Source organism: Paenibacillus sp. ClWae2A (assembly GCF_032452295.1).
Classification (GTDB): domain Bacteria; phylum Bacillota; class Bacilli; order Paenibacillales; family Paenibacillaceae; genus Paenibacillus.
This window is the reverse complement of sequence record NZ_JAULSQ010000007.1, coordinates 1-26,316: the sequence shown is the minus strand read 5'-3', so window position 1 is coordinate 26,316 and position 26,316 is coordinate 1. Positions and strand designations below refer to the sequence as shown.

27 protein-coding genes and 1 pseudogene are annotated in these 26,316 nt (G+C 47.7%); 13 read left to right on the top strand and 15 right to left on the bottom strand.

Annotation, left to right across the window (positions count from 1 at the left end; genetic code table 11):
- Positions 1-29: 29 nt before the first annotated feature.
- The 7 genes from QVE09_RS19875 (at position 30) to QVE09_RS19845 (ending at position 6,830) form a co-directional block, all read left to right on the top strand.
- Complete coding sequence (locus QVE09_RS19875; RefSeq protein ID WP_017689934.1) at positions 30-488, top strand: DinB family protein; 459 nt, start codon at positions 30-32, stop codon at positions 486-488.
- 106 nt (positions 489-594) lie between these two features.
- Positions 595-1,551, top strand: coding sequence for an aminoglycoside phosphotransferase family protein (locus QVE09_RS19870; protein ID WP_315938185.1), 957 nt, complete (start codon positions 595-597; stop codon positions 1,549-1,551).
- A complete protein-coding gene (locus QVE09_RS19865; RefSeq protein ID WP_315938184.1) occupies positions 1,548-2,282 on the top strand; it encodes a response regulator transcription factor in 735 nt (244 codons plus the stop codon). Before QVE09_RS19870 ends, QVE09_RS19865 begins: the two co-directional genes overlap by 4 nt.
- A gap of 55 nt (positions 2,283-2,337) precedes the next feature.
- Positions 2,338-3,471 carry a sensor histidine kinase gene (locus QVE09_RS19860; protein ID WP_315938183.1) on the top strand — a complete coding sequence of 378 codons (1,134 nt, stop codon included), beginning with the start codon at positions 2,338-2,340 and terminating at the stop codon, positions 3,469-3,471.
- A gap of 99 nt (positions 3,472-3,570) precedes the next feature.
- Positions 3,571-4,311, top strand: coding sequence for a hypothetical protein (locus QVE09_RS19855; protein ID WP_315938182.1), 741 nt, complete (start codon positions 3,571-3,573; stop codon positions 4,309-4,311).
- Positions 4,312-4,331: 20 nt separating this feature from the next.
- Positions 4,332-6,173, top strand: a complete 1,842-nt coding sequence (locus QVE09_RS19850) for a transglycosylase domain-containing protein (RefSeq protein ID WP_315938181.1) — start codon at positions 4,332-4,334, stop codon at positions 6,171-6,173.
- 111 nt (positions 6,174-6,284) lie between these two features.
- Positions 6,285-6,830, top strand: coding sequence for a DUF2569 domain-containing protein (locus QVE09_RS19845; RefSeq protein WP_315938180.1), 546 nt, complete (start codon positions 6,285-6,287; stop codon positions 6,828-6,830).
- Between the two features lie 127 nt (positions 6,831-6,957).
- On the opposite strand, the gene QVE09_RS19840 is transcribed toward QVE09_RS19845, so the two are convergent.
- The 14 genes and pseudogenes from QVE09_RS19840 to QVE09_RS19775 all read right to left on the bottom strand — a co-directional run bounded on the left by QVE09_RS19840 (position 6,958) and on the right by QVE09_RS19775 (position 18,263).
- Entirely contained in the window at positions 6,958-7,416 is a 459-nt protein-coding gene (locus QVE09_RS19840; RefSeq protein WP_315938179.1) for a threonine/serine exporter family protein, read from the bottom strand.
- Positions 7,417-7,434: 18 nt separating this feature from the next.
- A complete protein-coding gene (locus QVE09_RS19835; protein ID WP_397387074.1) occupies positions 7,435-8,130 on the bottom strand; it encodes a threonine/serine exporter family protein in 696 nt (231 codons plus the stop codon).
- Positions 8,131-8,431: 301 nt separating this feature from the next.
- Positions 8,432-8,737, bottom strand: coding sequence for a hypothetical protein (locus tag QVE09_RS19830; RefSeq protein WP_047842070.1), 306 nt, complete (start codon positions 8,735-8,737; stop codon positions 8,432-8,434).
- A gap of 65 nt (positions 8,738-8,802) precedes the next feature.
- Entirely contained in the window at positions 8,803-9,846 is a 1,044-nt protein-coding gene (locus tag QVE09_RS19825) for a S66 family peptidase (protein WP_315938177.1), read from the bottom strand.
- Between the two features lie 110 nt (positions 9,847-9,956).
- Positions 9,957-11,273, bottom strand: a complete 1,317-nt coding sequence (locus QVE09_RS19820) for a DUF4179 domain-containing protein (protein WP_315938176.1) — start codon at positions 11,271-11,273, stop codon at positions 9,957-9,959.
- Positions 11,270-11,785 carry an RNA polymerase sigma factor gene (locus QVE09_RS19815; RefSeq protein ID WP_315938175.1) on the bottom strand — a complete coding sequence of 172 codons (516 nt, stop codon included), beginning with the start codon at positions 11,783-11,785 and terminating at the stop codon, positions 11,270-11,272. Before QVE09_RS19815 ends, QVE09_RS19820 begins: the two co-directional genes overlap by 4 nt.
- A gap of 402 nt (positions 11,786-12,187) precedes the next feature.
- Entirely contained in the window at positions 12,188-12,709 is a 522-nt protein-coding gene (locus QVE09_RS19810) for an ankyrin repeat domain-containing protein (RefSeq protein WP_315938174.1), read from the bottom strand.
- A 68-nt stretch (positions 12,710-12,777) separates the two neighbouring features.
- Positions 12,778-13,641 carry a helix-turn-helix transcriptional regulator gene (locus QVE09_RS19805; protein ID WP_315938173.1) on the bottom strand — a complete coding sequence of 288 codons (864 nt, stop codon included), beginning with the start codon at positions 13,639-13,641 and terminating at the stop codon, positions 12,778-12,780.
- An 18-nt stretch (positions 13,642-13,659) separates the two neighbouring features.
- Positions 13,660-14,112 (bottom strand): NUDIX domain-containing protein, encoded by a 453-nt coding sequence (locus QVE09_RS19800; protein WP_315938386.1) that lies wholly within the window; start codon positions 14,110-14,112, stop codon positions 13,660-13,662.
- 159 nt (positions 14,113-14,271) lie between these two features.
- Positions 14,272-14,760: pseudogene (locus QVE09_RS19795) on the bottom strand (GNAT family N-acetyltransferase); the annotation flags it as partial.
- Between the two features lie 148 nt (positions 14,761-14,908).
- The gene (gene flgB / locus QVE09_RS19790) at positions 14,909-15,319 is read right to left on the bottom strand and encodes a flagellar basal body rod protein FlgB (protein ID WP_315938172.1); all 411 of its coding nucleotides are present in this window, start codon (positions 15,317-15,319) and stop codon (positions 14,909-14,911) included.
- A gap of 184 nt (positions 15,320-15,503) precedes the next feature.
- Entirely contained in the window at positions 15,504-16,319 is an 816-nt protein-coding gene (gene speD / locus QVE09_RS19785) for an adenosylmethionine decarboxylase (protein ID WP_315938171.1), read from the bottom strand.
- A 157-nt stretch (positions 16,320-16,476) separates the two neighbouring features.
- Positions 16,477-17,055 carry an SLOG family protein gene (locus QVE09_RS19780; RefSeq protein WP_036669296.1) on the bottom strand — a complete coding sequence of 193 codons (579 nt, stop codon included), beginning with the start codon at positions 17,053-17,055 and terminating at the stop codon, positions 16,477-16,479.
- A 59-nt stretch (positions 17,056-17,114) separates the two neighbouring features.
- Complete coding sequence (locus QVE09_RS19775; RefSeq protein WP_315938170.1) at positions 17,115-18,263, bottom strand: RluA family pseudouridine synthase; 1,149 nt, start codon at positions 18,261-18,263, stop codon at positions 17,115-17,117.
- Between the two features lie 189 nt (positions 18,264-18,452).
- Here QVE09_RS19775 and QVE09_RS19770 point away from each other — a divergent pair, with 189 nt between their 5' ends.
- Positions 18,453-18,860 (top strand): hypothetical protein, encoded by a 408-nt coding sequence (locus QVE09_RS19770; protein WP_036610660.1) that lies wholly within the window; start codon positions 18,453-18,455, stop codon positions 18,858-18,860.
- Positions 18,861-19,077: 217 nt separating this feature from the next.
- Here the strand turns inward: QVE09_RS19770 and QVE09_RS19765 are convergent, their stop codons facing one another.
- Positions 19,078-19,788, bottom strand: coding sequence for a GT-D fold domain-containing glycosyltransferase (locus QVE09_RS19765; RefSeq protein ID WP_315938169.1), 711 nt, complete (start codon positions 19,786-19,788; stop codon positions 19,078-19,080).
- Between the two features lie 311 nt (positions 19,789-20,099).
- Between QVE09_RS19765 and QVE09_RS19760 the strand changes: the two genes are divergently transcribed.
- The 5 genes from QVE09_RS19760 (at position 20,100) to QVE09_RS19740 (ending at position 26,022) form a co-directional block, all read left to right on the top strand.
- A complete protein-coding gene (locus QVE09_RS19760) occupies positions 20,100-20,789 on the top strand; it encodes a glycosyltransferase (protein ID WP_315938168.1) in 690 nt (229 codons plus the stop codon).
- Positions 20,790-20,807: 18 nt separating this feature from the next.
- Positions 20,808-21,797, top strand: a complete 990-nt coding sequence (locus QVE09_RS19755) for an SDR family NAD(P)-dependent oxidoreductase (RefSeq protein ID WP_315938167.1) — start codon at positions 20,808-20,810, stop codon at positions 21,795-21,797.
- Positions 21,798-21,872: 75 nt separating this feature from the next.
- Complete coding sequence (locus QVE09_RS19750) at positions 21,873-23,276, top strand: nucleotide sugar dehydrogenase (protein WP_315938166.1); 1,404 nt, start codon at positions 21,873-21,875, stop codon at positions 23,274-23,276.
- On the top strand, positions 23,263-24,009 hold the full coding sequence (locus tag QVE09_RS19745; protein ID WP_315938165.1) for a class I SAM-dependent methyltransferase: 747 nt from the start codon (positions 23,263-23,265) through the stop codon (positions 24,007-24,009). Before QVE09_RS19750 ends, QVE09_RS19745 begins: the two co-directional genes overlap by 14 nt.
- Before the next feature lie 882 nt (positions 24,010-24,891).
- The gene (locus QVE09_RS19740) at positions 24,892-26,022 is read left to right on the top strand and encodes a glycosyltransferase (RefSeq protein WP_315938164.1); all 1,131 of its coding nucleotides are present in this window, start codon (positions 24,892-24,894) and stop codon (positions 26,020-26,022) included.
- The last annotated feature ends 294 nt before the right edge of the window (positions 26,023-26,316 follow it).

Below are 26,316 nucleotides of genomic sequence, written 5' to 3'. Positions count from 1 at the left end.
TATAATGGGATAAAAAGGAAGTGTATGTGTTGATTCAATCTGCGTTCAAACATATTGACGTGGCCGTAACATCGTTGATTGATATATGTGATCAGCTGTCGGAAGAAGATTTGGCTTTGACTCCAATTGAAGGTAAACGGCCTGTTGGAGAATTACTAGCCCATCTGTCTGTGATCTGCCGAGCGGATGTTTATATTTCCGAAGGTGCATCGGAGGAAGAGATGGCTCAATTCTATGCAGAGAATCAGGTGCATTCGCTCCGTGAGATCAAGCAGGCTTTGATTGATAACCAGATGTATCTATACCAACGGTACAGGCAGTTTAACACGGAAGAGTTATTACATGTGACGGATTCTTACTGGGGAGCATCTTATAGTCGGCTGGAGTGGTTACTTGAGATTATGGGGCATGTGTATCATCACAGGGGACAATTGTATACGATGCTGACCCTGACGGGCAAAGAACCCGAATCAGTACTTTTTAAATAGAAACGGATAGAATACATATAAGCATGTTATAGGAAACATCATGGGTTTAAGTGGGAATAGACCGACGATACTACACGTTATACGTGAAATAACGGAGGATTCTGGTATGGAACGACATAATACATGGAATGCATCGATGGACAATACGTTGATTGACAGGTTAAAACAGATTCCTGAACTTGATCAGGCTACACGGATTGAACCCGTTATGAAGGGGTATTCAGCGGATGCTAAATTCAAAATGTTTGTCCCTGGCCAAGGCCATGTGTTGGTGAGGGTATATGATGTTGCTGAGGAATGGATGAAGCAAAGGGAATATCAATGTTTGAAGAGCATGCAACAATTAGGTGTACTGTGTCCAGTAACGTTGGGCACAGGTAGATTGGATGAGAAGATCGGATATATGATTCTTAGCTACATTGAAGGCGAAGATGCTTCCGAGAGACTGCCTCAACTGAATGAACAGCAGCAGTGGGCGGTTGGCTTTGAAGCAGGAGCGCAGCTACAGCTGATTCACCAGTTGCCGATGGAGGAACAGACCGAATCATGGTACATACGCAAGAGCACGAAGCATCAACGTTACGTGGAGCGCTATAAACAGTGCTCGATTGTGATGAAAGAGGATCAGGCCATTCTAACGTTTATTGCAGACCATCTTGGTTGGATGAAAAATCGTCCAGATGGATTTCAACATGATGACTTCCACCCGAGCAATCTTGTCGTTAAGCAGGATAAGCTCGCAGGAGTGATTGATTTTAATCGTTATGATCAAGGGGATCCCATTCATGAATTTTTGAAGCTGGGTTTGTTTGCTTCGGAGATCAGTATTCCATATTCCATAGGTCAGATTCAGGGCTATTTCAATGGCAATGAACCGGATGAGTTATTCTGGAGATTGTATTCACTGTATACGGCTATGGCGCTGGTGTCTTCTGTGGTGTGGATTCAGCAGGTGAAGCCGGAAGAGACACATGAGATGATGACCAAGATCGAGCGTGTCCGTGAAGATCACGATGATTTTCGTAGTTTCATCCCTCGGTGGTATACTTTGAGCAGATCATGAATTATCGAAGGGAAAGGAATAATGCCGTGGCACAGCCAGCAACCATTCTGCTTGTGGATGATGAGCAGGAGATTATTAAACTGATGGAAATCTATTTTGGCAATGAGGGTTATCGGATTCTGACCGCGAATGATGGGCATGAAGCACTGGAACAATTGAAAAAAGAGTCGATTGATCTCATTATTCTGGATGTTATGATGCCAAATATGGACGGAATCGAAGCTTGTATGAAAATTCGGGAAGAGCAGAAAATGCCGATTATTATGCTGTCCGCCAAAAGTATGGATATGGATAAAATCACAGGGTTAAGCATCGGTGCTGATGATTATGTGACCAAGCCGTTTAACCCGCTTGAACTTGTCGCACGGGCGAAATCCCAGCTGCGCAGGTATCATACCTTCAATGAAGGTCGGGAGAACAAAGAGCACGAGTGGGTTATTGATGATCTGGTCATTAATACCGATACACATGAAGTTTGGGTGGATGAGCAGCCGGTTCGTCTGACTCCGCGTGAATTTGCTGTTCTTGAATTACTGGCTCGTCACCAAGGTTCAGTACTCAGTATGGAACAGATCTATCGTCAGGTCTGGAAGGAAGAATTCATGGAGTCGAACAATACCGTCATGGTCCATATTCGCAAGATTCGTGAGAAGATTGAACTCGATAGCAAACATCCCAAGTTCATTCAGACCGTATGGGGTGTGGGTTACAAGATGATCAAACCGCAATAAACATGTACATCCACAGGATGTCATGTGACATGAACACATTCAGGGAGTTCCTACTATGAATTCAAAGTTGATTAATACAGTCCGATGGAAATTTATCTATGCATTTCTGCTGAGCGGCGTATTAACTGCAGTTATTTTGTACGGGGGCAGTCAGGTGGGGCAGACCATCCTGGAAGCTCAGGCGTATCCTGATTATTCCATTCCGGCCCAAGGGATCAGGTGGTTGGTGAATAATATTGGTTCAGTGCCTTTGATGATTGTGGTAGGCGTGCTCAGTTTTGTGCTGTTTTTTTTCCTGTTCTCTCGCAAGGTGGTGCGGGTTCTGGATGAAATAACGGCAGGGATTCAGGAGGTTGCCAAAGGAGAGTTATCCCATCGCATCGAAGTGAAGACCTCGGATGAATTCGGAGTGGTCGCTGCAAGCATTAATCAGATGGCTGAACAATTGCAGTTATCGCTTCAGGAAGAGCGTAGTGCGGTCGCTGCCAAAAATGATCTGATTACGGGGATATCACATGATCTGAGAACACCACTCACTTCTATTCTGGGATTTCTGGAGTACATCGAGAAGGATCGCTACCAGGATGAGATTGAGATGCGCTATTACGTTAGCATTGCCTATGAGAAATCCCTGACTCTTCGTAAGTTAATCGATGACTTATTCGAATATACGCGTGTGAGTGGCGGGAGTCTTCCGTTGTCTTTGCAAGCGTTGAACCTGAATTCGTTTCTGATGCAGCTGGCGGAAGAGTTTGCTCCCATGCTGGAGGATGCTGGCATGACCTACAAGATCATCGGCGGGCAAGATCCACTATGGATACAGGCTGCTCCGGGGGAGCTTGTACGAGCATATGAGAATCTGTTCAGTAATGCCATTCGGTATGGTTCGCAAGGTAAACGAATGGAGATTGGGCTGGCCCTTGAAGGTGAAGAGGCTGTAGTTCGCATCAGTAATTATGGTGAACCGATTCCGGCACAAGATCTGCCACATCTATTTGATCGATTCTATCGTGTGGATAAATCCCGTTCTCGTGAAACGGGAGGTACAGGTCTCGGCCTGGCAATTGCCAAATCGATGATTGAATTACATCGAGGAAGTATTGTTGCCTATAGTGAAAATGGCAGAACGGATTTTGTTACCCGATTCCCTGTAACTGTTGCTCCGCCAAGTAATTACTCAGAGGCGTAATAATTAAGAATTTGGTAAGAAGTTAACTACTTCCTCATTAAGAAATATTCGGTATGCTATCTCTATTACCCTATTGTTGTATAGAGGAGGATATCAAATATGAAGTCTCGATTCAGTACTGTAAGACTAAGATACATATACATTGGAGGAGCAAGCGCGTTACTGAGCGCAGCGCTCCTTTTTGTCGTTTATCACGTGCTGCGATTTGCGCATAACCACGTCCTTCCTGAGACAGCATGGATAACGCGTATGATGAACTGGGGAATCAACCATATCGGAACAAAGCCGTTTTTCATCTTCATTGGTGGAGCCGTATTTGCGATCTTTTTCTGGATTCGATCCCAGAAAATTGCGGAAGATCTCAGTCAACTTGCGCGCGGAACAGCCAAACTTGCATTGGGCCACCATCCTGGAAGAATTGATGTTCTAAGTGGGGGTGAACTAAGACAAATTGCTTCCAATCTGAATGCAATTGCGTTTCTCCTGCATGAGGAAGGGCTGAGCAGATCAGAACCGAAACAGGAGAGAAGAGAGATACAAGGAGCGTCTATTATGCATGAGCAGCCCGGACTTCAGCAACATAATGAAGAAGACAAGGAGAACGCTCAAACTATTTCTGCACAGGTTGACTTACCGATAAAACTTACTCTCTACGGTATTCAATCTTCTCTGGATGAGATCATCCAAGGGCGGTGCCAGGACGAGGTGGAAGTTCAGCATTGGGTCAAGTTGGCGTATGAACAGACATTGCTGCTTCAACATGCTCTGGAGATTACACAACGGAATGGACAGGAACGCGTAGTTTCAATGGAACAGGTACACAAGGAGCCTGAATGTTGAAGCACAGGGGCAAGCGATGGATGTATTACGTATTTGATGGAGCAGTGGTTGTCGTTTTGATCTTGGCCTTTTTCTATCTCTATCTGATTACTTATGGCGAAGGAGTGCTTCGTAATCGTCCAGAGGCCATGCAGGTGGCGTCTTCAACCATTATTACGAATGCAGAGGGGACCGAAATTTCGAGGTTGCATACGCAGACCAAAGGGTATTCTGAATATGCTGACCTGAGCGCCATGCCGGATTTATTGAAGATGGCTTTTTTGGCTACAGAAGATCGACGTTTCTACAATCATGATGGACTGGATTATATCGGTCTCGGCAGGGCCGTTGTTCAAGACATTATACATATGAATCTGAGTCAGGGAGGAAGCTCCATTACGCAGCAACTGGCAAGAAATCTATACTTGAACGGGGATAAAACGTTGAGTCGAAAGGTGAATGAGATATCGATTGCGATGGCCCTGGAGAAGAAGTATAGCAAGGATAAAATTCTGGACATGTATCTGAATCAGATCTACATGGGACGCCAGCAGTATGGTGTAAAAGCGGCAGCCTGGCGGTATTTCGGAATTAAGGATATGCACCAATTGGAACTATGGCAGATTGCTACATTGGCGGGAATGCCCAAAGGTCCATCCCTATACAATCCAGTAGATCATCCTGAACTTTCCAAACAAAGACGTGCCGTTATCCTTGGACTCATGCATGAACAGGGACTAATTACACGAAAGCAGATGCTCCAAGCCCGTGACGTCGATTTCACGCCGCCTGAAACCGTATTGAATGCAACAACTTCACCGGGCTTGAGCAAGCCCGCATATGTGTCTGCCGTGGATGCTGTGATTCAGGAGGCTTCTCGGCTCACGGGTAAAAGTGAAGCAGAGATTCAATCGGCAGGTTGGGTTATTCAAACTGGGCTAGACGAACAGGCACAACTGGCGATGGAAGAAACATTTGCAGACGCTACCCAATTCCCTGATGATCGCCAAGACGAGCAGGTCCAGGCAAGTATGGTTATTATTGACCAGCATAACGGTGAAGTGAAAGCAATGATGGGTGGACGTAATCCTTTAAAAGGGGGCATTAACCGGGCGATTATGGATGCAAGGCAGCCAGGTTCTTCTTTTAAACCAATTATTGCATATGGCCCTGCGTTGGAGTCGGGGAAGTTCAAGCCAGAGAGCATACTACCGGATAAACGCATGCAATATGGCAACTATCAACCTTCCAATCTCGGTGGGCGTTACAGTGGTTCAATTGCCATGTCCCAAGCCCTTCAAAAGTCCATCAATGCCCCAGCTGTATGGCTGCTTCATGAGACAGGACTGAACTATGCACATCAATTTGCGGCACGACTCGGTATTGAACTGGGGAAAGAGGATAGGAATCTCTCGATTGCTCTGGGCGGTGTGCATCAGGGGGTGTCGCCAATGAAGATGGCGCAGGCCTATACGGTGTTTGCGAATCATGGCAAGTTGAATACAGCCCATCTGATACGCGAGATTACAGATTCCCGTGGACGGACAATATTTGCTCATAAGTCGGAAAATAAGCAGGTAATCTCCTCCAGTACGGCGAATGCCATGACCAGAATGCTGCAAAATGTAGTCAGTCAGGGAACAGGAAGCCGTGCACAATTAGGTCAGCACAAGGTAGCAGGGAAAACGGGAACAACACAGGCTGCATTACCTGGTGTGGGAAGAGAGGCCAATCGGGATCTATGGTTTGTGGGCTATATGAGAAGCTGGACTGCGGCGGTCTGGATGGGATTTGATCATACGGATGAAAAACATTATATGAGGTCAGGAAGTGGTGTTGCAGCGGATTTGTTCGCAACAGTGATGAGACGTGCTACCCAATAGAATGCAAGAGAGGAGACCATAGTCCAGATGGTTCTTTCCTTCTCTTGGATAACACAGAGTATAGCTTCTAATGTATAATATGTGTCTTATTTATCGTAAACGGAGGCTGAAATGAACTATAAATATAGGAACTCGGAACTGGATACAAGCTCGCTGCAGCCTAAAAGTGGTATCAGACCGGAACGGCCTGGCATCTCCGGATTAGGCGGATGGCTTATTTTAATTCAGATTGGCCTGTGGGTCTCACTAGTGCTTCTCATCGCGGATATGTCGCAGGTAAATGTCATTATGGATCCGGTAAGATGGGAGGGTGTCCGTGGTGTCGACTCGGAACTTTACACTGAGGGAATACGCCCGCTCCTTTGGTTCGGGGTCATAAGCAGCGTCATGTTACTATTGATTGTTATCGTGAATCTCTTACTGCTGTATAAGAAAAAAAGGCAATTTCCACGCATGATGATTGTGCTGTGCATTGTGAATGTACTCATTGGAATCATGACATGGATCATGATCGCACGAATTGAGATTCCGAGGGAGCAGCATGTGCTCGATCCAACATCAGCATTTAATTTAACAATCCGATCGCTTCTGACATGTTGTATCTTTATCCCGTATTTCCTAAAGTCGGTCCGTGTGAAGAATACGTTCGTGAAGTAAACAGAATATTGATTGCACTGCTGCTCTATAATGTTCTATAAAAAGCGATAAGGAAGGCCCGTAGGTATACAAGATTTTATCCTGTATGCTAACGGGCCTTACGTGCGTTGAATATATGAAAAGAATATCATTTCGATGATGATTTTGTCCGCAGTGAGGCGGGAATTCGGCGTATCATCTGGTTTAATACCTCAGAGAGCACAAGGCCTACAGCAATAGCGCCGGATAACATGAGTGCCTTGGCGGCCATCTCCATAGCGGCACTGTAGTCATTTTGCACAAAACTTCGCATCGCATTATACGCCAGTCCACCAGGAACCAGAGGAATGATGCCTGCGACGCTGAAGATGATGACAGGTGCGCGAAACATGCGAGAGAATAGCTGACTGATGACACCTACGGCTATGGTCGCTGCAAGTGTAGCAGGCACCGCATCCGCTGCATATTCAAGCACGATATAGATAATCCAGCCGATCATGCCGACAAATCCACCGTGGAGCAGCATGCGCCGTGGTGCGTTGAAGATGATCCCAAACGCGGCTGAAGCGACAAAACTGGTTAAGGCTTGTTCAATAAAATGGAGCATATCCTGCATTCCTCCGTCTTACATAAAAAGTGAAAATACAACTGCAATGCCGGTACCTATGGCAAAGGCAGTCAGAAATGCCTCGGCTCCCTTGGATAATCCGGATACGAGATGTCCGGCCATCAGGTCGCGTACAGCATTGGTAATCAACAGCCCCGGAACCAGCGGCATAACCGAACCAATGATGATTTTGTCCCGTTCATGACCCACTCCCATATAGATCAGGAGAAAAGCGAGTAAGCCAATAACAAAGGATGCCGTAAGCTCGGCAAAAAATTTGACCCGTACCAACCGGTGAAAGGCAATAACGGCTGCATAACCTATGCCCCCGCAGATCAGCGCCGGAAGAAAGTCGCTCCAGCCCCCGCCAAACATAATGGTAAAACAACCACTGGATAACGCTGCGGCCGTAAGCTGCACAGCCGTTGAATAGGAGGAGGGCTTGCCTTCGATCTGTACCAACAGATCATGGGCTTCCTGAGCGGATAGCTCACCTTGTCCGATGCGACGGGAGACCGCATTCACCTCGGATACTTTGTCCAGATCCGTCGTACGTTCGGAGATGCGAATCAGCTTGGCGGGTTCGGTCGCATCAACAGAGAAGAAGATACCTGTCGGAACAACGTAACTGTGCGAATGGGGTAACCCAAGCGCAGCCGCCATACGTTTCATCGTATCTTCGACACGGTAGGTTTCACCACCGCTTTGTAGCATGATTTTGCCTGCGAGCAGACAGATTGCAATCACGTGGGATTGTTCAGTAGAGTTGCTGCCAATGATACCCTTATCCGCTTGTGATACGGGTGATGAATCATGACGTATGTATTCCAACCGGATCAAGCTCCGTTTCATGTGAGATATGGGGTGGTGCGACACCATTGTATCATATTTCACACGCTCGCAAGGAATCATACCGCACCATCGCCGAGACGATAAAAAAGCTTCGTTCCCAAGACTTGAAGATCTCAGGAGCGAAGCTTCTTGGAACAGGTTCGAATATAGAAGTACAATGCCACTACATCAACAGTGTGATAACCAACAATTCATACAGCACAAGCGGCAAAATCGTTGGTCCAAACAAGGCGCGCGGTTCAGGATATCCATGCATCGGGGTAACCTGGAGATACAAAATTCCCCGGTCTGCACTGATGATGACACCTTCCCACACTTGCCCATCGATATTCTGGACTTGTACCTTCTTGCCTACATGCTGCCGAGCTGTATGATGAAGCATATTCCGCACACTTTGCACGGATTGAAGCATCGGTTGATTGGCTTGATACACGACACGCGTGGATGGCGTGGATGTGGATTCAGACATGATGCACAACCCTTCCCTCAAAATAAGTTCTTACTTCAAGGTATGCATCTGCCTATAAAAGGTGATTACACAAACGCCATCTCAAGGCTCCCGCGTCCATTTTCATAAGCGACTTTGCCTAATGCTCCATTCACAAAGGTGAGCTGAGGCGGAACATGGCCGAGATCCACATCGTACAGTACAGGGACATCCAGATCCCCAAGTGCAGAGGATAGGGCATCGGTAAAATTGAAATCGGCTGTATCGGAATAACCCGCAGGTCGGCCGAACATGAAACCTTTCACACCTGCAAACCAGCCAGCCTGTCTCATCTGCCACAGATGACGGTAGATATCCCCCGCGTTCATCTCACAGCTTTCCAGATACCAGATCGTTCCTTCATCTGCACAGTACTGATCCAAATACGATTGGACGGGTGCATACGGCGTGCCAATCAGACTGGAGATCGTATCCATGCATCCGCCGATCAGCCGACCGGAGAACGCCACAGCGGTATCTGCATCTTCCGAGTGGCCGAGCTGTTTCCAGCGCGAAGATGTATCCAGGTTAAATCCAGGCAATTCCGGTTTCCATGCCGATTGATAATGTGTAGAAGACGATTGTGTGATCTGTCCGCCGTATTTGGTCTGTAACACATCAATCCAGCGCGCAGTCACGGGATCGAGGGCGTTTGATCTTAGATCAACATAGTTGGTGCCATGTGCTGATGCTGTTCCGGTGATCAGGGTATAGGCGAACAGGAACGTACTGATATCCGAGTATCCCATGACCCATTTGGGCGGTAATGTTTTCAAAGCTTCCCAATCCAGCAGGGGCAGGATATCCATAAGGAACTCTCCACCCCATGGAGGGATAATGGCTTGAATATTTGGATTGCGGAAAAATTCATTCATCTCTTCGGCGCGTTCCTCTTTGGAGGCACTCACACATTTGGTGTTGTTGCGGAGCGATGGGCTTTCCAGCACGCCAAAACCAAGGCGCTCCATATTGCGTTTACTCTCCTCAAGATAATGGTATAGGGATTCGCCTACACCGCTGGAGGGAGCTGCCACACCGATAGTATTTCCCGGAGCGAGTGGCTGCGGATAACGAATGGAACGTTGATTCATTGTGGAAACACCCTTTCTTGTGAATATATCAATTTAATGTTGATGTTTAATATTATCATTATAGTGGATGGGTACTCATGTGGCTTGCGATTATGGCTGTTACATTATATTTAGGGAGTCACAGGAATTTCAATAGAGAACGGTGCACGAATTTGATCAGGATAAGAGAATATTTCCATTGTCAGATTTCCTTTGGCTGCGGCTCCATTTTTAATGACAACTCTTGCTTCAAAGACAGAAGGGCTCCAGCCTACTTCATTAATGTCGAAAGGGTTTCCTTTACTATCCTCGATATTGGTAAATGATAGCCCGGAAGTAGCATTTTGAGCGTCTGCAATTGTAAACTCGAGGATCAGATTTTTGCCCTGGACTGAGCTTTTAAGCAATTTCAAACTCGATGGGCCGCCTTGTACTTCACCTGAAGATGGATCGATGCTGATAACCAGTTCATCCTTATCCACTACTGAAAGGCCAGATCCTTGCAAAGTCAGTTTTTTCGGAGTGGAGAAGTACATGCTTTCGAAAAAGACAGAACTTCCAGATCCTCCGATGGAAGATGAATCCGTTCTCCATGCTCGGCCTTGCTCATCTACCAACTGCAGATCACGAATGCCGAAGATTTTTTTTGTGTTGTTCCGATCATATTCGATATCAAGTACAAGGCGAGTGGGATACAGAACGGCCTGTTTTACATGAATACGCTGCCCGTCCACAGTCATAGTTTGGTTTACGGGAATGGTATTTTTCATGTCTTTTGTTAAGCTGTGATCCACGGGGAAGGTAACCTTCCACTTATTATTCGGTTCCTTACCTCTTTTCTTAAATACAAGGGTCAGTTCTTGTGGCGGTAAAGATTCTGTGAATGAGATATCGATTTTATCCTCGTAAACACCACTTTCTGAAGCCGGTTTAGGTGAAGCGTAACTAAATGCAACAGGAAGATTTTTTCCGTTCTCATCCAGCAAATCAATGTCATAATTGTATTTCTCGGAATTTATCATGCCTTTCATCGTGTAAAAAATAACCATGCGTGACTCGTCCGTGATAATGCCTTCAACGGTCACGGAAGCCCCATCATGCTCGTCGGTTACCCCGACCTTCTGTAAAAGGGACTGATCAATCGCCATCATTAATCCTTTGTCTTGGCGAATCATGCTCACAATGCCTTCCATTCCCGGCAATTGTTCCACCAAGGACGCAAAGGCGGGAGAGACACGGATACATCCGGTAAACAGCAGGAGGAAGGCCGCTACCGAGATGGAACTCATATACCAGCGCAGCCTAGACTTGCGTTTGCGTGCCGCCTGGCGAATTCCGGACTGAACAGCCTGATAGGCAGTATCCGGTACAGGCATGGTTTCGTATTCCGTCTTGCGAGCATTCAGCCGTTCTTCCAATGTGTCAAATGATTTTTGTTCATCCGTCATGAGGATGCATCTCCTTTCGTTTCAAGTTGATCCCGGAGCTGTCCGAGTGCCCGATGTAACCGGGATTTTACAGTTCCGGTCGGGATTTCGAGAATATCGGCAACTTCAGTTAAGGAGAAACCTTCGAAATAACTCAGAATAATAATCTGTTTGCAATCCCGGTCAAGAGTGGATACGGCCGCAGCAAGATCGGGGTCCGCAGGACGATCCCAACTGCTGGATTCATGGATCTCGGTGACGGGACTGAACCGACTTTTGCGTTTGCGTTCGTCCGCACAGTAGTTGAGCAGAATGCGGATGAGCCAAGTACCAAAGTAGGAGGGCTCTTTTAATTTTTTGAGTTTATGGAATGCCCTGAAGGTTGATTCCTGAATCGCTTCGAGCGCATCATCTTCGTCATGCAGGTAGGCATAGGCGATACGGTACAGTTGGCTCTGATGTAATTCCATTAAGGCTGCAAAAGCCTTGGCATCCCCTTTTTGTGCGGCGATGGTGATCTGAGTAGGGGTCACATGGCTCCTCCTTTCATGGATATGTTGAGTATTAGACCGTGTAAGGCGACAAACGGTTCTTGCTTTCTAAAAAAATATAATGTATCGGGATTTCTATAGAAGTTGAACGAAGTATTTACATGAGAACGTAGAGGACAGAAATAACGTGAAGAAGCGGAGCGTTCGCCTTTATCGCCAGATTTTCACCTTTGTAAAAGTGAATTAAAAAATCTGGGGATAACAGCGATCGGAAGGTTGTTCTGTCATCGGAGTGGCAAGTGTAAATATTCTTAGCTCAACTTATATAGCCTCTCACCGATAGAAGCATGTAATCGGACAACAAATAACCGTCAGGACTCTTTTACTCCAAAAAGAGTCCTGACGGTTATTCGCGGTATTACTCACGTTATCTAATCATTATTGCTACTGTGCTGCCACGGCTGCTCGCAGACATGAAGCTGTAGACGTGTTGCCACGTTCAAGTGAAATATCCAGTGCGGTCTGGCCCGCTGAGTTCAGCGCGTTTGGATCAGCTCCATGCTGAAGTAACATCTCGATAAGTTCGATCTGATCCGTATGAAATGCTGCCGAGTGCAATGCATATTGTCCATCGCTGTCTAGAATACTCGTGGATGCTCCATGTTCGAGTAAAAGGCGAATAACTTCTGGTGAACGTTCTCCCGCAAGCGCGGCATGCAGTGCAGTATTGGACGGAATAAAAGAAACCTTGGAATGAGAAAGGGCGTTAACATCTGCTCCATGCTCCAGAAGAAGACGAACTACTCCTGCTTGTCCATAATGAGAGGCATATCCCAGCGGAGTTAACCCGTCCTGATTTTCAGTATTGGTGAGTTCCGGGTGAGAAGCGAGCAATAATTGCAGATTGGCTACATCTCCCGCCTGTGCAGCCTGAAATAGTTGATTCATCTGTTCTGCATGATTCATAAGGAATACCTCCATCTGATGAGATAGTTTAATTATAGATGTTCCTCTTCAGAGGTTCTTCTTCATAATCACCTTTTTGCCCGCAGCTGGGAAGGAGAGCTATGAAAGCGTCTAGTGAATAATGAACTGAACGAACCGAGACTTTCGAAGCCCACATCATAACAGATATTGGTGACAGACCTGTCCGAATCAAGCAAAAGCCGCTTCGCAGCCAATAGTCTGCATTCAGTCAGATAACGATGGGGTGAAGTACCAAACAACTTTTTATAACTGCGTAGAAAATGATTCACGGATAGTTGTGCAGCCGCTGCAGTCTGTTCTAGCGTTAACGGTTGATCATAGTAGGCGGAGATATACTCATGCCCGATATACACTCTTCGATACAACTCTTCTCGGGTTGAACGTCTGATCATATCCAGTTCGTTGATCTCTTGCTGAACGTTACGGTGTAGATCCAGCATGTGAACAGCAAGTTGATGAAACTGCTCCGCTATTGCCCAGGAATCCAGCCTGTCTTGACTGTAGAAATTTCGCAAATGATTCAGGGCTGCGCCAAGCCGATTATCCATCGCGTATGTACGTTCTACCCACTCCATCTTGTTTGAGGATGAATAGCTATACGGCTCATCAAGTAGCCGAAGATCACTGCTAATTATATTCCGGCCGACCTCTTCCACATAACCGTTAGGGAAGAAGATACAGAAGGATTCAACTGGAGTAGATGAATCAATGTGAAGACTATATTCCTGGCCCTCATTCAGAAGCAGATAGTTCTCATTATTGACTGCGAAGTGACCGCGTCCCGCTTCATAGAGTGTTTTTCCGTTACGGAATGTTTTCAGTGATAGCGAGCCGCTGCCTTTCCAATCGAATTGGGAACTCGATTCATGCAGAATGAAGGGTACAGGTTGAGGAAGAGGAATCTCCAACACTTGCAAGCACCTCCAAGCTTAATTCTGGTTATACAGCTTCTTCACAGCTTCCAGCCCAGGCACGGCAAAGCAGGCGAGTGGAGAGGGCAGATCATGGAGCGGAAACCAGCCGATCTCACCGATGGCTCCGCCTTCTTCCAGATTACGAGCATGGCCGCCAATCACCTTGGTGGAATAGAGCACGGATATCCAATGTTCCTTCTGCTCTGGCTGGATCGTCTCCGCCGTACAGAGCAGACTGTCGATGGCGATATCCAGATTCACTTCCTCCTTGATTTCACGGATGACGGCAGTTTCCAATGATTCATAGGGATCGACTTTCCCGCCAGGAATACTCCAGGTGTGCTGTTCGGGCTGACGATTCCGCCAAGCGAGAAGCACTTCGCCCCGTTCATTCAGGATGACCGCACCTACGCCGATGCGAGGTGAAATTTCAGATTCACCTTTTGGAACAGAACTTAATTCCGACATTGACAGCGCAGCTTGTTCGTTCCCATTACGTTGTGAAAAACCACCCGCGTCCATTTCCCCAGATTGAGGAGTGTGAGTAGACTGGAATGACAATGGAAGCCCAGCCTGTGCGGACCATTCTTCAGCAAGGATACTCATTGAGATCAGGTCGTAATGCATGCCATCCCGCAAAACTGCTGAACGCTGGCGACCCTCTTCCCGGAATCCAGCTTTTAGGTACGCACGTCTAGCGGCTTCATTGTATTCGATGACTTCCAGAGCAATCCGGTTCAGGTTCAATTCATGGAAGCCATAGCGAAGAATTAGAGCCAGAGCGTCGCTTCCATAACCTTTACCTCGATCATTTTCTTCGCCGATACCAATGGCCAGACGAGCCGACCGATTGTTCCATTCAATTCGGTAGAGGGCTGTGAATCCAATGAATCGGTTACCCTCCAGTGTACGTAATGCAAATTCAAATCCGTTGTCTCGGCGGACAGAGGAGGATCCTGTCTCATCCGGCGTTAACGGAATAGCGATATCAGTATCCATGTTGCGCAAATATTCATAATCGTCTGTGAAGCGGGAGAGACGCATGCAATCTTCCGGGCATGGGGCCGCTAATCTGACTTTGGATCCTTGAAAACCATTTAAATGACGTGGAGACATGTTGCACCTCTTTTATACGATATGAAATCATTCGTTTCTTCCCATTATACTACGAACAGGAGAGGATACCGAAAAATGGCACCAAACGAGCTACACTCAGGGAAAAACAACAAAAAAAAGCAGCCGTTTCGGGCTGCTTGTACATTCATTATTTCAAGTCATTCAGTAAATTTTTCATTTTTTTGTAGTGTCCACTGACCCGATCAACCATGTAGTTATACATGAGCTGGTTCTCTGAAAGGTCCGCCATTTCCTTGTCAATGTCAACGTTATTGTTGTTATTGTTCATCGTTGTTTCGTTGTTCTCGACAATTCGGTACTGTACGATGGGAGAATTTGGGTCACTGACAGGGAAGTGTTTGTTATGAGTCCGCTTCATGGCGAGCTGATCTGTTTTGCCATTCTCAACGATCCGTCTCAGCTCTTCCTGAAACTCTACCGTTTTCTTTTTGTAGTTGGGCGTGTCTGCATTGGCAATGTTATTGGTAATGGCATTGTGCTGTGCAGTAAGCGCTTGTAACAGTGATTCGTTACGTCTTGTCGTATTCGTTTCGATCACGGGCTCAGTCTCCTTCACTGTAGCTTGATACAGTTACTTCTATAATAAGAAATAAAGTTGCACACTGTCAACGTAACAAAGAAAAAGACAAGCACATGCCGGAGGTCCCCCGAAAAGAAGAACCTTGCCTTCATGAAATCTTGTCTTAGACCTTGCCCTTATGGATCAGCGTTGAACAACCTCTTTAAGAGGGATGATTAATATTTTTGCCGTAATAGATCTCGTCCATCTCCAGCTTCAGCCACTCCGTAATCTCCTGTTGTTCCTTCTTGCTGAGCTTATCTTTGGTGTACCCAAATAGATAATTGTCGAGATCGAATTCCCTCAGTTTACACTTGGTGTGAAAAATATTCTCCTGATAGACGTTCACGTCAATCATGTCAAAGCTGCTCTTGATCTCGTCCGGAATATAATTCTGAATCGAGCCGATCTCATGGTCAATGAACAGCTTGCGCCCACTTGTATCCCGTGTAAAACCACGCACCCGGTAATCCATCGTCATAATGTCCGTATCAAAGGAGTGAATCAGATAATTCAGCGCCTTAAGCGGTGAGATCTCACCGCAGGTGGAGACATCAATGTCCGCACGAAAGGTACTGATACCTTCACTAGGATGAAATTCAGGGTAGGTGTGCACAGTGATATGGCTTTTATCCAGCTGCATAACGACGTTATCCGGCAGAGGGCCGGGAGATTCATCAAGTGATTCTTCGGGGATCTCCACAATCGGACCTTCCGAGACAAGCATCGTCACACTCGCACCTTGAGGCACGTAATCCTGCTGGGCAACATTAAGAACGTGGGCTCCGATGATATCGGAGACGTTGTTCAGAATTTTACTCAACCGGGCGGCGTTATACTGTTCATCAATATATTCAATGTAAGCTTCGCGTTCGTCTTTGGTTTTGGTATAACAGATATCGTACATATTAAAGCTGAGCGACTTGGTCAGGTTGTTAAATCCATGCAGTTGAATGCGCTGCTCTGGCGTAATTGTCATGGTTGCAGTTCCCCTTATCCCATACGACATATCATCGCAGTTATAATACTACTTATACCCAACCTGCCTCGAAAAAAAACATATGTACGTCATTCGAAATACGATTCCCCTCTGATGAAAGATATGCATGAATGGACTTCAGATGATCTACATTTTTTCAGAATGAAGAATCGTCAAAGTCTATTACATCGTTCATGCGCTCATCCTCAGCTACAGATTGAATATCCTCTGAAGTGACACTGATGATTGTATAGTCCTCGTTCTGCTGTTTCTTCACGGCTTTTTCCTTCACAAAACGGGGACTGCCTTCCCCGGCATCTTCGTCATAGACGAGCAGAAGACCGTCGCTTTTACGCAGCAACAGGTCATCCCGTGCAGTGAACTGCCACGGCCCGATATAAGGTTGATTGCTAATCGCACCGTAATAGTCCACACCCGAGAGGATGGAACGGTAATATTCCTGCTTGTCTTCTTTCCATTGCTCTTCCGGGTTTTGAAAGGCAGTAATGATCGACAACTTCAGATGTGGATACGTCTTCTTCAGATCAATTACCACTTCGCAGGCCCACAGGTCCACACCGTATTGTCCCGGCGTCAGCACCCATTCCAGACCATCCTCGACAAGGGGAGTGAGACGGGAGGAGATGGCTTTTTTGATAAAAGGAATACCTTCATGCTTCTGTCCAAAAATTTGCAATTCATGTGCCCGGTAACCGGTGATCAACAGGTTTTTCAGTGTCCGTTCCTCCTTTCAGGCATGATCAATCGATCATTCGATTCTATATAACGATGCAGTTATTTCGCCGGTGGAGTTTCTGCACGGAACGGATACAGGAATGGCTTCGGAATATCCGTTTCGAATGACATCAATTCATCCGTTGTGGGATGGATAAACGAGAGTATACGTGCATGAAGTCCGAGACGGCCAAGGTCTCTTGTGCGTGCACCGTATTTTCTGTCACCGGCAATCGGATGTCCGAGATCTTCCATATGCACACGAATCTGATTTTTACGCCCTGTCTCCAGACGCACTTCCAGCAGGGAGAACTCGCGGTTCGACTTCAGACGTTTGTAATGTGTAATGGCGTGTTGTCCATCATTCGGACGAGAGCTGGAATACATTTTCAGCGTTTTGGTTTCCTTCAGCCAGGAAGAGATGGTGCCTTCTTCTTTGGCTACTGAACCTTCAACAAGGGCAACGTAGACGCGGTCCTGCACATTTTCTTTCCAGTTGTTTTGCAGCTTCTGCTGTACCTCTTCACTTTTGGCAAACATCATGACACCTGACGTATCCCGATCCAGACGATGTACAACAAAGATCCGGTTGAGCGGATTCGTGCGGCGTACATGCTCTGTCAGTTGGCGATAAGCCGTCAGGTCATCCGTCTTGTCAGCGGCAATGGACAACAGTCCGGCTTCCTTACGGATCACAATGATATCATCGTCTTCATGCAAAATGTTAATACCCGTCAAGGACGGAGCAGCGACTGCACCTTCTTTTCTAATATATACAATCTGACCTGGCGTCAGCGCTTCATTAAATTTGGTTACGACCTTCTGATCCACGGATACCTGTCCACGACCCAGAATGGACTTCACCGCGTTCCGTCCTGATTTCAGATGCTGCAACAGGAAGTTCAACAGTTCGTCCGGTTCGGTTACTTTGTACTGGCGTGGTGGTTCCTGCTTGCGATAGTAGGAATTGCCTGGTCGTTTGGATGCGCTGGCATTTTTGGGTTTGTTACCTCCAGCTTTCTTGGGTGCACCCGATGATTTCGCGGCTATTGGCTTCTTATTCTCCTCCGTATTGCGTGATGCGGAAACACCTGATGTTTTGGCAGATGAGAAGTTGGACTTGCCGGAACGTGCTGTAGATGAACCTGCGTATGTTTTTCCCTTGGCCGAGGCCGATGTTTTGCCTGTTGGACGTTTGCGTTTATTCATGAATAATAATCTCCTTCTGAACAGCCTGTACCGCTTGTGTGCATACGATCCGTTCATTTCGTTATGCAGTTCAATATACCACTAACAGTCGACAAATAAAAATAGGTTCATGGAATCTGCTATACATCCAATCCGAAGAGTTGTGAGATTCATAGGATATGTTATCCCATAGCATTGGAGGTGTTACTCATGGGCGTGTTTCTCGATATGAGAACTTCGATGAACTCGGCAACCGTAGGACAGCCCGGTTTGTCACTGTCAGAATCCCCGACAGCTTTCGGCACTATTGGTCTACAGACGCAGGGTGTGGTGAATCCCATTATTACGTTGAACGGGACAGTAGGTGTTACGGGAGAACTGGGAGATACCTTTGTTGTGGAGCTTGTGCGGGGTTTTTTATATGATCCTTTCTATATCATCTACCGTGCTGAAGGTACGATTGGACAGAACGGAGGTGCCGAATTTCATTCGTTCACAGCTCAGGATCTGTCTGCACCACCAGCATTGGAAAGTGTGTATACTTCGTTCATCTCGGGGGTGTCCACAGCAGTAAGAACCGGGCCGGAGATGTTATACGGTATTGCAGCCACCGGTTAGTAGTGAAAGGCGAAATATTACAGACAGAGTGCTTCGTCATCACTTCTGTTGACGGCAGAGTTCGCTTCATACCCCAGAGATGCAAGACAATGCAGCGATAGGTTTTGACTAGCGCTCAGCAAGAAACCCCCGGCTCAAGAAGTCGGGGGTTTTTGCCGTACAAGCATCTGCACATTTCAATACAACTCACGAATCTGAAGTTTGGAGCTGTCCAGGATCAGTTGGCACGGCCCTTCAGAATGATGTTGTTGGCTTTGCCAAAGTCGATGGCAACTTTGCCTGCGAGTGCAGCTGTTCGCTCCGCAAGGATAACCGCATTGACGCCACAGGAGAAGAGAGCGACATCGAAGGTATGTTGATTATTCTGAATCCAGTGCAGCGTTTCATCCATTTGATCATAGCTGTCGAAGGGCAGGGCAGCCACAATGTTTAGAATATACGGATCACGTTCGAGCATGACACGCAGTGCCTCAATCTCACGAGTAACGAGTAACACACGTTTGCCTGCAAGCATCTGCCAGAAACGAGGGTTCTGCGCCAGTTCCCGATTGACACAGGCATGACAAGTCATCGGAGGAGAGATGCCAAAGTGTGCAAATACCATATCGGTCAGGGGTCTTTTGAGATAATCGGGAGCATTAATGGTGCTGTCACCACGAGGAAGAATGCCCACAATATCGGCTCGTTGCAAGGAAGCGGCGACTTCATCCCGGAGTTTCGGGTTGGGAAGACGAAGCCCCTTTTGCCCTAAGTTGGCTTTCTTGGCCCAACGCTCCTGAAGGACCTGTTCCGTGGGCCATACGGTTTCTTGAGACATGACGATATTCTCGCCATCACCGACTCTTACAAGAGACAGCGGTCGGTGTTCCAGAAGTGCCGCTTCGAGCTGATCAAGCACACCTTCCATTTCAAGATAGATCGAATTCATTCGATGGGTTGCCTCCTTTGAAAATTGAACTGTTCTATTCTATGTTGCGACTACCGTAACGATATGTATGTTCGACCCAAAGGGCGCCATCTTTGGTTGTATATCAATCTATTTATATGAAATTTAGTACATCTGTCGGTACCGCTTCTATCAACGTTTCATACGTTATAGAGTGCTGGATTCACAAGCGAGATGTGCTTGTAAGCGATCAGATAGATAGAAGATGGTCTTCGTAGGAAGACGGCATCAAAACTATGAAAACAGCCTGTATCCGATAAGCGGAACTTGCAGCGTCCATGAGGAGGAATGTTATGTCCAGGAAAGTTGTGATTGAGATTAACTTTAACAATTACGGGATGGACCCGCAGCGATTAACGCGGGAGTGGTTGGAGCGTCGGATGAGCATCTTCCGCACGTTCACTTTGCATTGCCTGAAGGCACAGACGAATCAGGATTTCCTCACAGTGGTGAAGTTGTCCAAGGAATCCGGGGAATTGATGCAGGAGATTCTGGCGGATCAGGAGCCGCTTCCTTCCAATATTCGTTTTGGAACCAATATCGAGAGTGTGCGTGCCATTTTGGCGTTTGCCAAAGGTACGGAGCAGCTCTATATTGCCCGTCTGGATTCGGATGATCTGTATCATAAAACCTTTGTTCAACAGCTCTACGATATTCAACCACAGCCGCAGACGATGGCACTGATTAACCAGAACGGATATCTGTGGGACAGTGTGAATAACGAGATGGCCCCAGCGTTTCACCGTTCTCCGCAATTCTATGTCTACTTATATCAGACAGCCGAATACGCAGCAGGATACCGGGTCAAGCTTCCGGGCAGAGGTACACATGGTAATGTCATTGAACTGACGCACGAGCTGCTTGCTCCGCGCAATTATGTCAACATCGTGCATTCGAGCAATACTTCAACCAAAAAGGTACCGCCCAAAGACCGGTTAAGCCGGGATGAGATGGCACAGGTACTACGCGAATTCATGATCTGATCAGGGAGGGATTCATCCATGATTCAAGGACAAACGATTCTGATCACCGGAGGAACTGGCTCCTGGGGTCAAAAGCTGACTGAGGTACTGCTGGAGCAGGACCCGGCTGAGATTCGTCTTCTGTCACGTAATGAATACGCCCAGATTGCGATGCAGCGAGAGTTCAACCATGATCCGCGTCTACGATTCATCATTGGGGATATCCGCGATTATCGGGCAGTGGAAGATGCCTGCAAAGGCGTGGATGTGCTCTTCCATTTGGCTGCGCTGAAGCATGTTCCGGTCTGCGAGGACCAGCCGGATGAAGCATTCAAGACCAATGTGATCGGGACGCAGAATATTATTCGGGCTGCGATACGTATGCAAGTTGCCAAAGTCATCGATGTGTCCACCGATAAGGCGGTAGATCCGATTAACGTATACGGCATGACAAAGGCATTAGGTGAAAAAATGATGATCCGTGCCAACTGGCTAAGTGAAGGTACCCGGTTTGTCTGTATCCGTGGGGGCAATGTGCTTGGAACCAGCGGCAGTGTCGTGCCCCTGTTCCGTCGTCAGATCGATGAAGGCAAAAGCCCGACCATTACGGACAAAGGCATGACCCGTTTTTTCCTGACACGTACCGAAGCCATACACTTACTGCTTAAGGCGGCTGAGGCGGCGGTGGGCGGAGAGACTTTTGTGATGAAAATGAAAGCTTGCAAGATGACGGAACTTGCATCCGTCATGTTGGAACAGGCAGGTCGTCCATCCTTCGATTATAGGGTGACGGGCATACGTCCAGGCGAGAAATTACATGAAGTGCTGATCTCGCCCTATGAAGCGCCACGTACGTACCAATACGATGCGCAGTATTATGTGATCCTGCCGGAGCACAAGGACAAGAGCCTGACGGATCAGTACAGCAGTCTGCCTCGTGTGAACTTCTCCGAGTATCGCTCGGACAGTGCCATGATGAATAAACCAGCGATTGCCCGGTTTTTGCGTGCAGGCGGCTATATCGATTAGGGTTTGTCTCAAAACTCGTTCGGAGTTTTCAGACACGCCCACCGAGGGGAGGCGGAGCGTTTGGAGGTGGAAGGAATGGAAGAAAATCATCAGCATGAGCAGCACGAAGGAAATGAAGAGTTACAGCAACGTATCCTAATACAACATATTAATGATCGCTCCCTGAAGGCTGTTGTCATCGGTCTAGGTTATGTGGGTTTACCCATGGCCGTAGAGATGGCACAGGCAGGTTATCAAGTCCACGGGATTGACATCGATATTTCCAAGGTAGCTAAGCTCCGTGCCGGGAATTCGTATGTCATAGGTATAGAAGATGATGTTGTGCAGTCGCTGATGCAGGCTGGGTTATTCACGGCAAGCACCGATTATGCAGCGGTGAGACAGGCGAATGTCATTGTAATCTGTGTGCCCACTCCGCTGACTGCGGAGCATCAACCGGATATCTCGTATATCTCGGCCGCGGTGGATGGCATGACTCCGTATTTGCAGGAAGGCAGCCTTGTTATATTGGAAAGTACGACCTATCCGGGCACAACGGAGGAACGCGTGAAACAACCGATTGAAGCGGCAAACGGCTGGCGAGCTGGAAAACAGTTCTACGTCTGTTATTCTCCAGAGCGGGTAGATCCGGGTAGTGTGCATTATGGTGTGAAAAATACTCCGAAGATTATTGGCGGCTCCACACCTGCCTGTCTGAATTATGGTAAACAGTTCTATGGCTCGTTCCTGAACGAAGTTGTTCCGGTTAGTTCAACAACAGTAGCGGAGACGGCAAAGCTGTTCGAAAATACATTCCGCAGTGTCAATATTGCCCTTGTGAATGAGCTGACTCCGGCCTGTGAGCAGATGGGGGTAAACATCTGGGAAGTACTGAATGCGGCGGCAACCAAGCCATTTGGTTATATGCCATTCTATCCCGGTCCCGGCATCGGCGGGCACTGTATCCCAATCGATCCGATCTATCTGTCCTGGGCTGCAAACCGTCAGGGATCGGAGCTGCAATTCATTCAGCTGGCGGATGCAACCAATCGGCAAATGCCAGAGAGAGTGGCGAAGCGTGCCACGGAGCTGCTGGAGCAGAATGGTGTATCTGTGCGGGGAGCACGTGTTGTACTCGCGGGTATGGCTTATAAAAAAGACATTGACGACTTGCGTGAATCACCAGCGCTGGACGTTTTTCGGCTACTGAGCGCAGCGGGCGCAGATGTGGTTTTCACCGATCCAATGGTGCCTGTTTTCCGCAAGGATGACGGTACGATCCTCCAGTCTCGGCCTGCTGTACCGGAATTGTGGACAGGAGCTGATCTGGTGATCATTACAACGGATCATTCGGGATTTGATTATCAGGAGATGGCGGATCATGCAAAACTGATTTTCGATACACGCAATGCAACGGCTGGATGTTTCGGGGGAAATATTGTGGTGCTGGGTCAGCCGGTTCACCGAGTGAAAACGGGAGAAACCTATGGCGAATCATGATCGAGTGAGTGAACGCTATTATGGCGAGATTAATTCGGAAGATTCTCATGAAGCGACGAGAACGCGTATCCACTGGATGTGCCGTGAGGCGACAGGCAAACGAATTCTGGATGTCGGGTGTAGTCAGGGTATTACGTCCATTTTGCTTGCACGTGAAGGATTTCGTGTAACAGGCATTGATCTGGAGGAAGAGAGTATCCGGTATGCACAAGGCGAGCTTGCCAAAGAATCCAGGCCTGTTCGGAATAATGTAGATTTTAGAATGCTGGATATTACGCAATGGAAAGTAAGGACGGCCTTTGATACTGTGCTGCTTGGAGAAGTGCTGGAGCATTTTGCTCATCCAGAGACGTTGTTGATCCAGATTTATAGGCTGTTGCAAGAAGATGGGACGCTGGTTGTAACCGTGCCCTATGGGTATCACCCGTTCTATGACCACAAGCAGACGTTCTATGCGGGAAGCCTGGCGATGACCCTGATGCCGTATTTTGAAGTCTTGAAACTCGAAGTTCATCATAAATATCTATGTTGCGTGGCCCGCAAACGGCGGAGTACACAACTGCATATATCGCCGACTTTGGATCAACTAATGGAGTGGATGGAGCTGGATCATGTCCATTTTGCCGAGGTGGAACATCAGCACCTCCGTGTAATGAAACAGCGCAAGAAGGCACTGGACAGTGCGGTGGAGCAGGTGAAACGGCTTCGTCGTCAGGAAAGTGGGGAAAGGTAGCAGTGAAGGTAGGGACAGGGACAGCGGCAAGGGCAGGGTTAGAGCCAGAGCCAAGGACACTGCAAGTGTAAGGGCAAACCCAAACCCAAACCCAAACCCAAACCCAAACCCAAAGCTAAGTATAAGGATACTGACGCTGAAACTGTGCTGCAAGTAACTGCAAGGTAAAGGTACTGCGACTGTGTTGCGAGTAACTGTAAAGGCAAAGGTAAACGTAAATGTAAACGTAAATTGTCAGACTAGGTGAAAACAGCCTGCCAGAGTAAATGTGAAGAGGGTGTTTTGGAGCATCATTGAGGTTCTTGTTGTGAAAGAGACTAGGGCGCCCCCGCTTAGAGTAAAGGGATGGTCTCGAAAGTTTCCCCTGCAAGCTTCCCAGAGTATTTATCAGATCACTTATCAGAGCACTTAGCTGTAGCATCTCTATTCCACACTGCTGTTTAGTATGACGACAGAGCTATTCTATGTTCTAACGAAACTCACACGCCTTATTTAGATAATTTTGGAGAGATGAGAAATGTAACGAATCTTAGCGACGCTATTTCATCCGAAAGCTGCGATAAACGACGAATGGATGCCTATAATGCGAGAATAGCGGGTCTCAGATTCGTTACATTTTCCAAGTGGCTGAAATATACCAAATAGCGTCACCTCAGTTCGTTAGCCACAGTGAAAATGATATGTATTTTTACTGAACTTTGAGATTTGTGAGATGAGAGTGTGAAAACAGCCGCTTGTAGCGGTAGAACTGATGATCTGGGGTTACAAGTTAAGCGTGAGTTTGAGGAGGGAATTGGAGCAGCTTAGTACCATTACCTAACCAATGAAAAAAAATCGTTATGACATTTCGTAATACGCGTACGACAGGAAGGGGCTCAAAACGTGATCACCATCAGTCTGTGCATGATTGTGAAGAACGAGGAACGCACGCTGGCGCGCTGTCTGGACTCGGTTGTTGGCATCGCGGACGAGATCGTCATTGTGGATACCGGTTCATCGGATCACACGATGGACATCGCTGCGCAGTATACCAACCAGGTCTACACGTATGAATGGAAGGAAGACTTTGCTGCAGCGCGGAATGAGTCATTCGCGAAGGCTACGCAGGAGTATATCCTGTGGCTGGATGCGGATGATGTGCTGCTGCCCGCGGAACGGGCGAAGCTGGAGGTGTTGAAGCAGCAGCTTCCGTCCGGGGGGAAGACGGAAGCTGTGATCTTGAACTACACGTTGGCCGAGGGGGCGGAGGGCAGTCCGCTTGTGACTGACCGACGCCTTCGCCTGGTCAAGCGGGATGCCGGGTGCCGCTGGCATGGCCGGCTGCACGAACAGCTCAGTTTCCCGCGGGGCGAGGTCATTACGGCAGACATTGCCGTCACGCATCGCCGCGAAGCGGGACATCATTCGGCGCGAAACGTGCGCATTCTGCGCAAATGGATCGCCGAAGAGGGCGTAGCCCAAGGTCGCCTGCTATTTTATTATGCAGGCGAATGTTATGACCGCCAGCGTTATGCGGCGGCGGTACGCGGTTACATGAAGCTGCTGGAGCAGCCAAGCGGTTACCGCGAGGATCGCCTGATTGCCTGCGCGCGGCTGGCGGAATGTTATGAACGACTGGGCGAGCCGGGCCGCAAGCTCGGCGCATTGCTGCAGTCGTTCCAGTATGATCTGCCACATGCCGACTTCTGCTGTGCCATTGCTGCCTGTTTTCATGAGCGGCAGGAACCCGTCTCGGCGATCTACTGGTATATGCAGGCGGTGGACGTGAGCAGCCGCGATCCGGGTCTGCGCCCGGTGCCTACGGCTTGCCGTACATGGCTTCCACATGCCCGTTTATCCCTTTGTTATGCTCATCTGGGTAACTGGGAGCAGGCACTCATGCATAACACCAAAGCCCGTGAGTACTTGCCCAACGATCCCGGATTGCTTGCCAATCGGCAGAAGCTCGAAGTGGTGGTACGCAAAGAGATGAAAGAGCGGGAAGAACGTGGTGAAGTGTCACCGCATAAGTAGGGAGACAGCTGGGTCAGATGAGGATAGAAGAGTTTGAAGCGGGATTAGGAAATAGGGGAAATACATTGAAGTAGAAGTGAAATAACAACAAAAACTAATTCGTTGCTGGTAGGATGCGATAGGGCGGATCAGTGAAAATAAGGGTTGATTGGAAATAGAGTGTAAGGCACAATTGCGAGCAGAAGCAGAAGCAGAAGCAGAAGCAGAAGCAGAAGCAGAAGCAGAAGCAGAAGCAGAAGCAGAAGCAGAAGCAGAAGCAGAAGCAGAAGCAGAAGCAGAAGCAGAAGCAGAAGC

Excerpts from the sequence above, each read along its gene's own strand:
- QVE09_RS19870 (WP_315938185.1), top strand. The coding sequence starts at position 595 with ATGGAACGACATAATACATGGAATGCATCGATGGACAATACGTTGATT.
- QVE09_RS19865 (WP_315938184.1), top strand. The coding sequence starts at position 1,548 with ATGAATTATCGAAGGGAAAGGAATAATGCCGTGGCACAGCCAGCAACC.
- QVE09_RS19860 (WP_315938183.1), top strand. The coding sequence starts at position 2,338 with ATGAATTCAAAGTTGATTAATACAGTCCGATGGAAATTTATCTATGCA.
- QVE09_RS19855 (WP_315938182.1), top strand. The coding sequence starts at position 3,571 with ATGAAGTCTCGATTCAGTACTGTAAGACTAAGATACATATACATTGGA.
- QVE09_RS19850 (WP_315938181.1), top strand. The coding sequence starts at position 4,332 with ATGTATTACGTATTTGATGGAGCAGTGGTTGTCGTTTTGATCTTGGCC.
- QVE09_RS19845 (WP_315938180.1), top strand. The coding sequence starts at position 6,285 with ATGAACTATAAATATAGGAACTCGGAACTGGATACAAGCTCGCTGCAG.
- QVE09_RS19840 (WP_315938179.1), bottom strand. The coding sequence starts at position 7,416 with ATGCTCCATTTTATTGAACAAGCCTTAACCAGTTTTGTCGCTTCAGCC.
- QVE09_RS19835 (WP_397387074.1), bottom strand. The coding sequence starts at position 8,130 with ATGCTACAAAGCGGTGGTGAAACCTACCGTGTCGAAGATACGATGAAA.
- QVE09_RS19830 (WP_047842070.1), bottom strand. The coding sequence starts at position 8,737 with ATGTCTGAATCCACATCCACGCCATCCACGCGTGTCGTGTATCAAGCC.
- QVE09_RS19825 (WP_315938177.1), bottom strand. The coding sequence starts at position 9,846 with ATGAATCAACGTTCCATTCGTTATCCGCAGCCACTCGCTCCGGGAAAT.
- QVE09_RS19820 (WP_315938176.1), bottom strand. The coding sequence starts at position 11,273 with ATGACGGATGAACAAAAATCATTTGACACATTGGAAGAACGGCTGAAT.
- QVE09_RS19810 (WP_315938174.1), bottom strand. The coding sequence starts at position 12,709 with ATGAATCATGCAGAACAGATGAATCAACTATTTCAGGCTGCACAGGCG.
- QVE09_RS19800 (WP_315938386.1), bottom strand. The coding sequence starts at position 14,112 with ATGTCGGAATTAAGTTCTGTTCCAAAAGGTGAATCTGAAATTTCACCT.
- speD (WP_315938171.1), bottom strand. The coding sequence starts at position 16,319 with ATGACAATTACGCCAGAGCAGCGCATTCAACTGCATGGATTTAACAAC.
- QVE09_RS19775 (WP_315938170.1), bottom strand. The coding sequence starts at position 18,263 with ATGAATAAACGCAAACGTCCAACAGGCAAAACATCGGCCTCGGCCAAG.
- QVE09_RS19770 (WP_036610660.1), top strand. The coding sequence starts at position 18,453 with ATGGGCGTGTTTCTCGATATGAGAACTTCGATGAACTCGGCAACCGTA.
- QVE09_RS19765 (WP_315938169.1), bottom strand. The coding sequence starts at position 19,788 with ATGAATTCGATCTATCTTGAAATGGAAGGTGTGCTTGATCAGCTCGAA.
- QVE09_RS19760 (WP_315938168.1), top strand. The coding sequence starts at position 20,100 with ATGTCCAGGAAAGTTGTGATTGAGATTAACTTTAACAATTACGGGATG.
- QVE09_RS19755 (WP_315938167.1), top strand. The coding sequence starts at position 20,808 with ATGATTCAAGGACAAACGATTCTGATCACCGGAGGAACTGGCTCCTGG.
- QVE09_RS19750 (WP_315938166.1), top strand. The coding sequence starts at position 21,873 with ATGGAAGAAAATCATCAGCATGAGCAGCACGAAGGAAATGAAGAGTTA.
- QVE09_RS19745 (WP_315938165.1), top strand. The coding sequence starts at position 23,263 with ATGGCGAATCATGATCGAGTGAGTGAACGCTATTATGGCGAGATTAAT.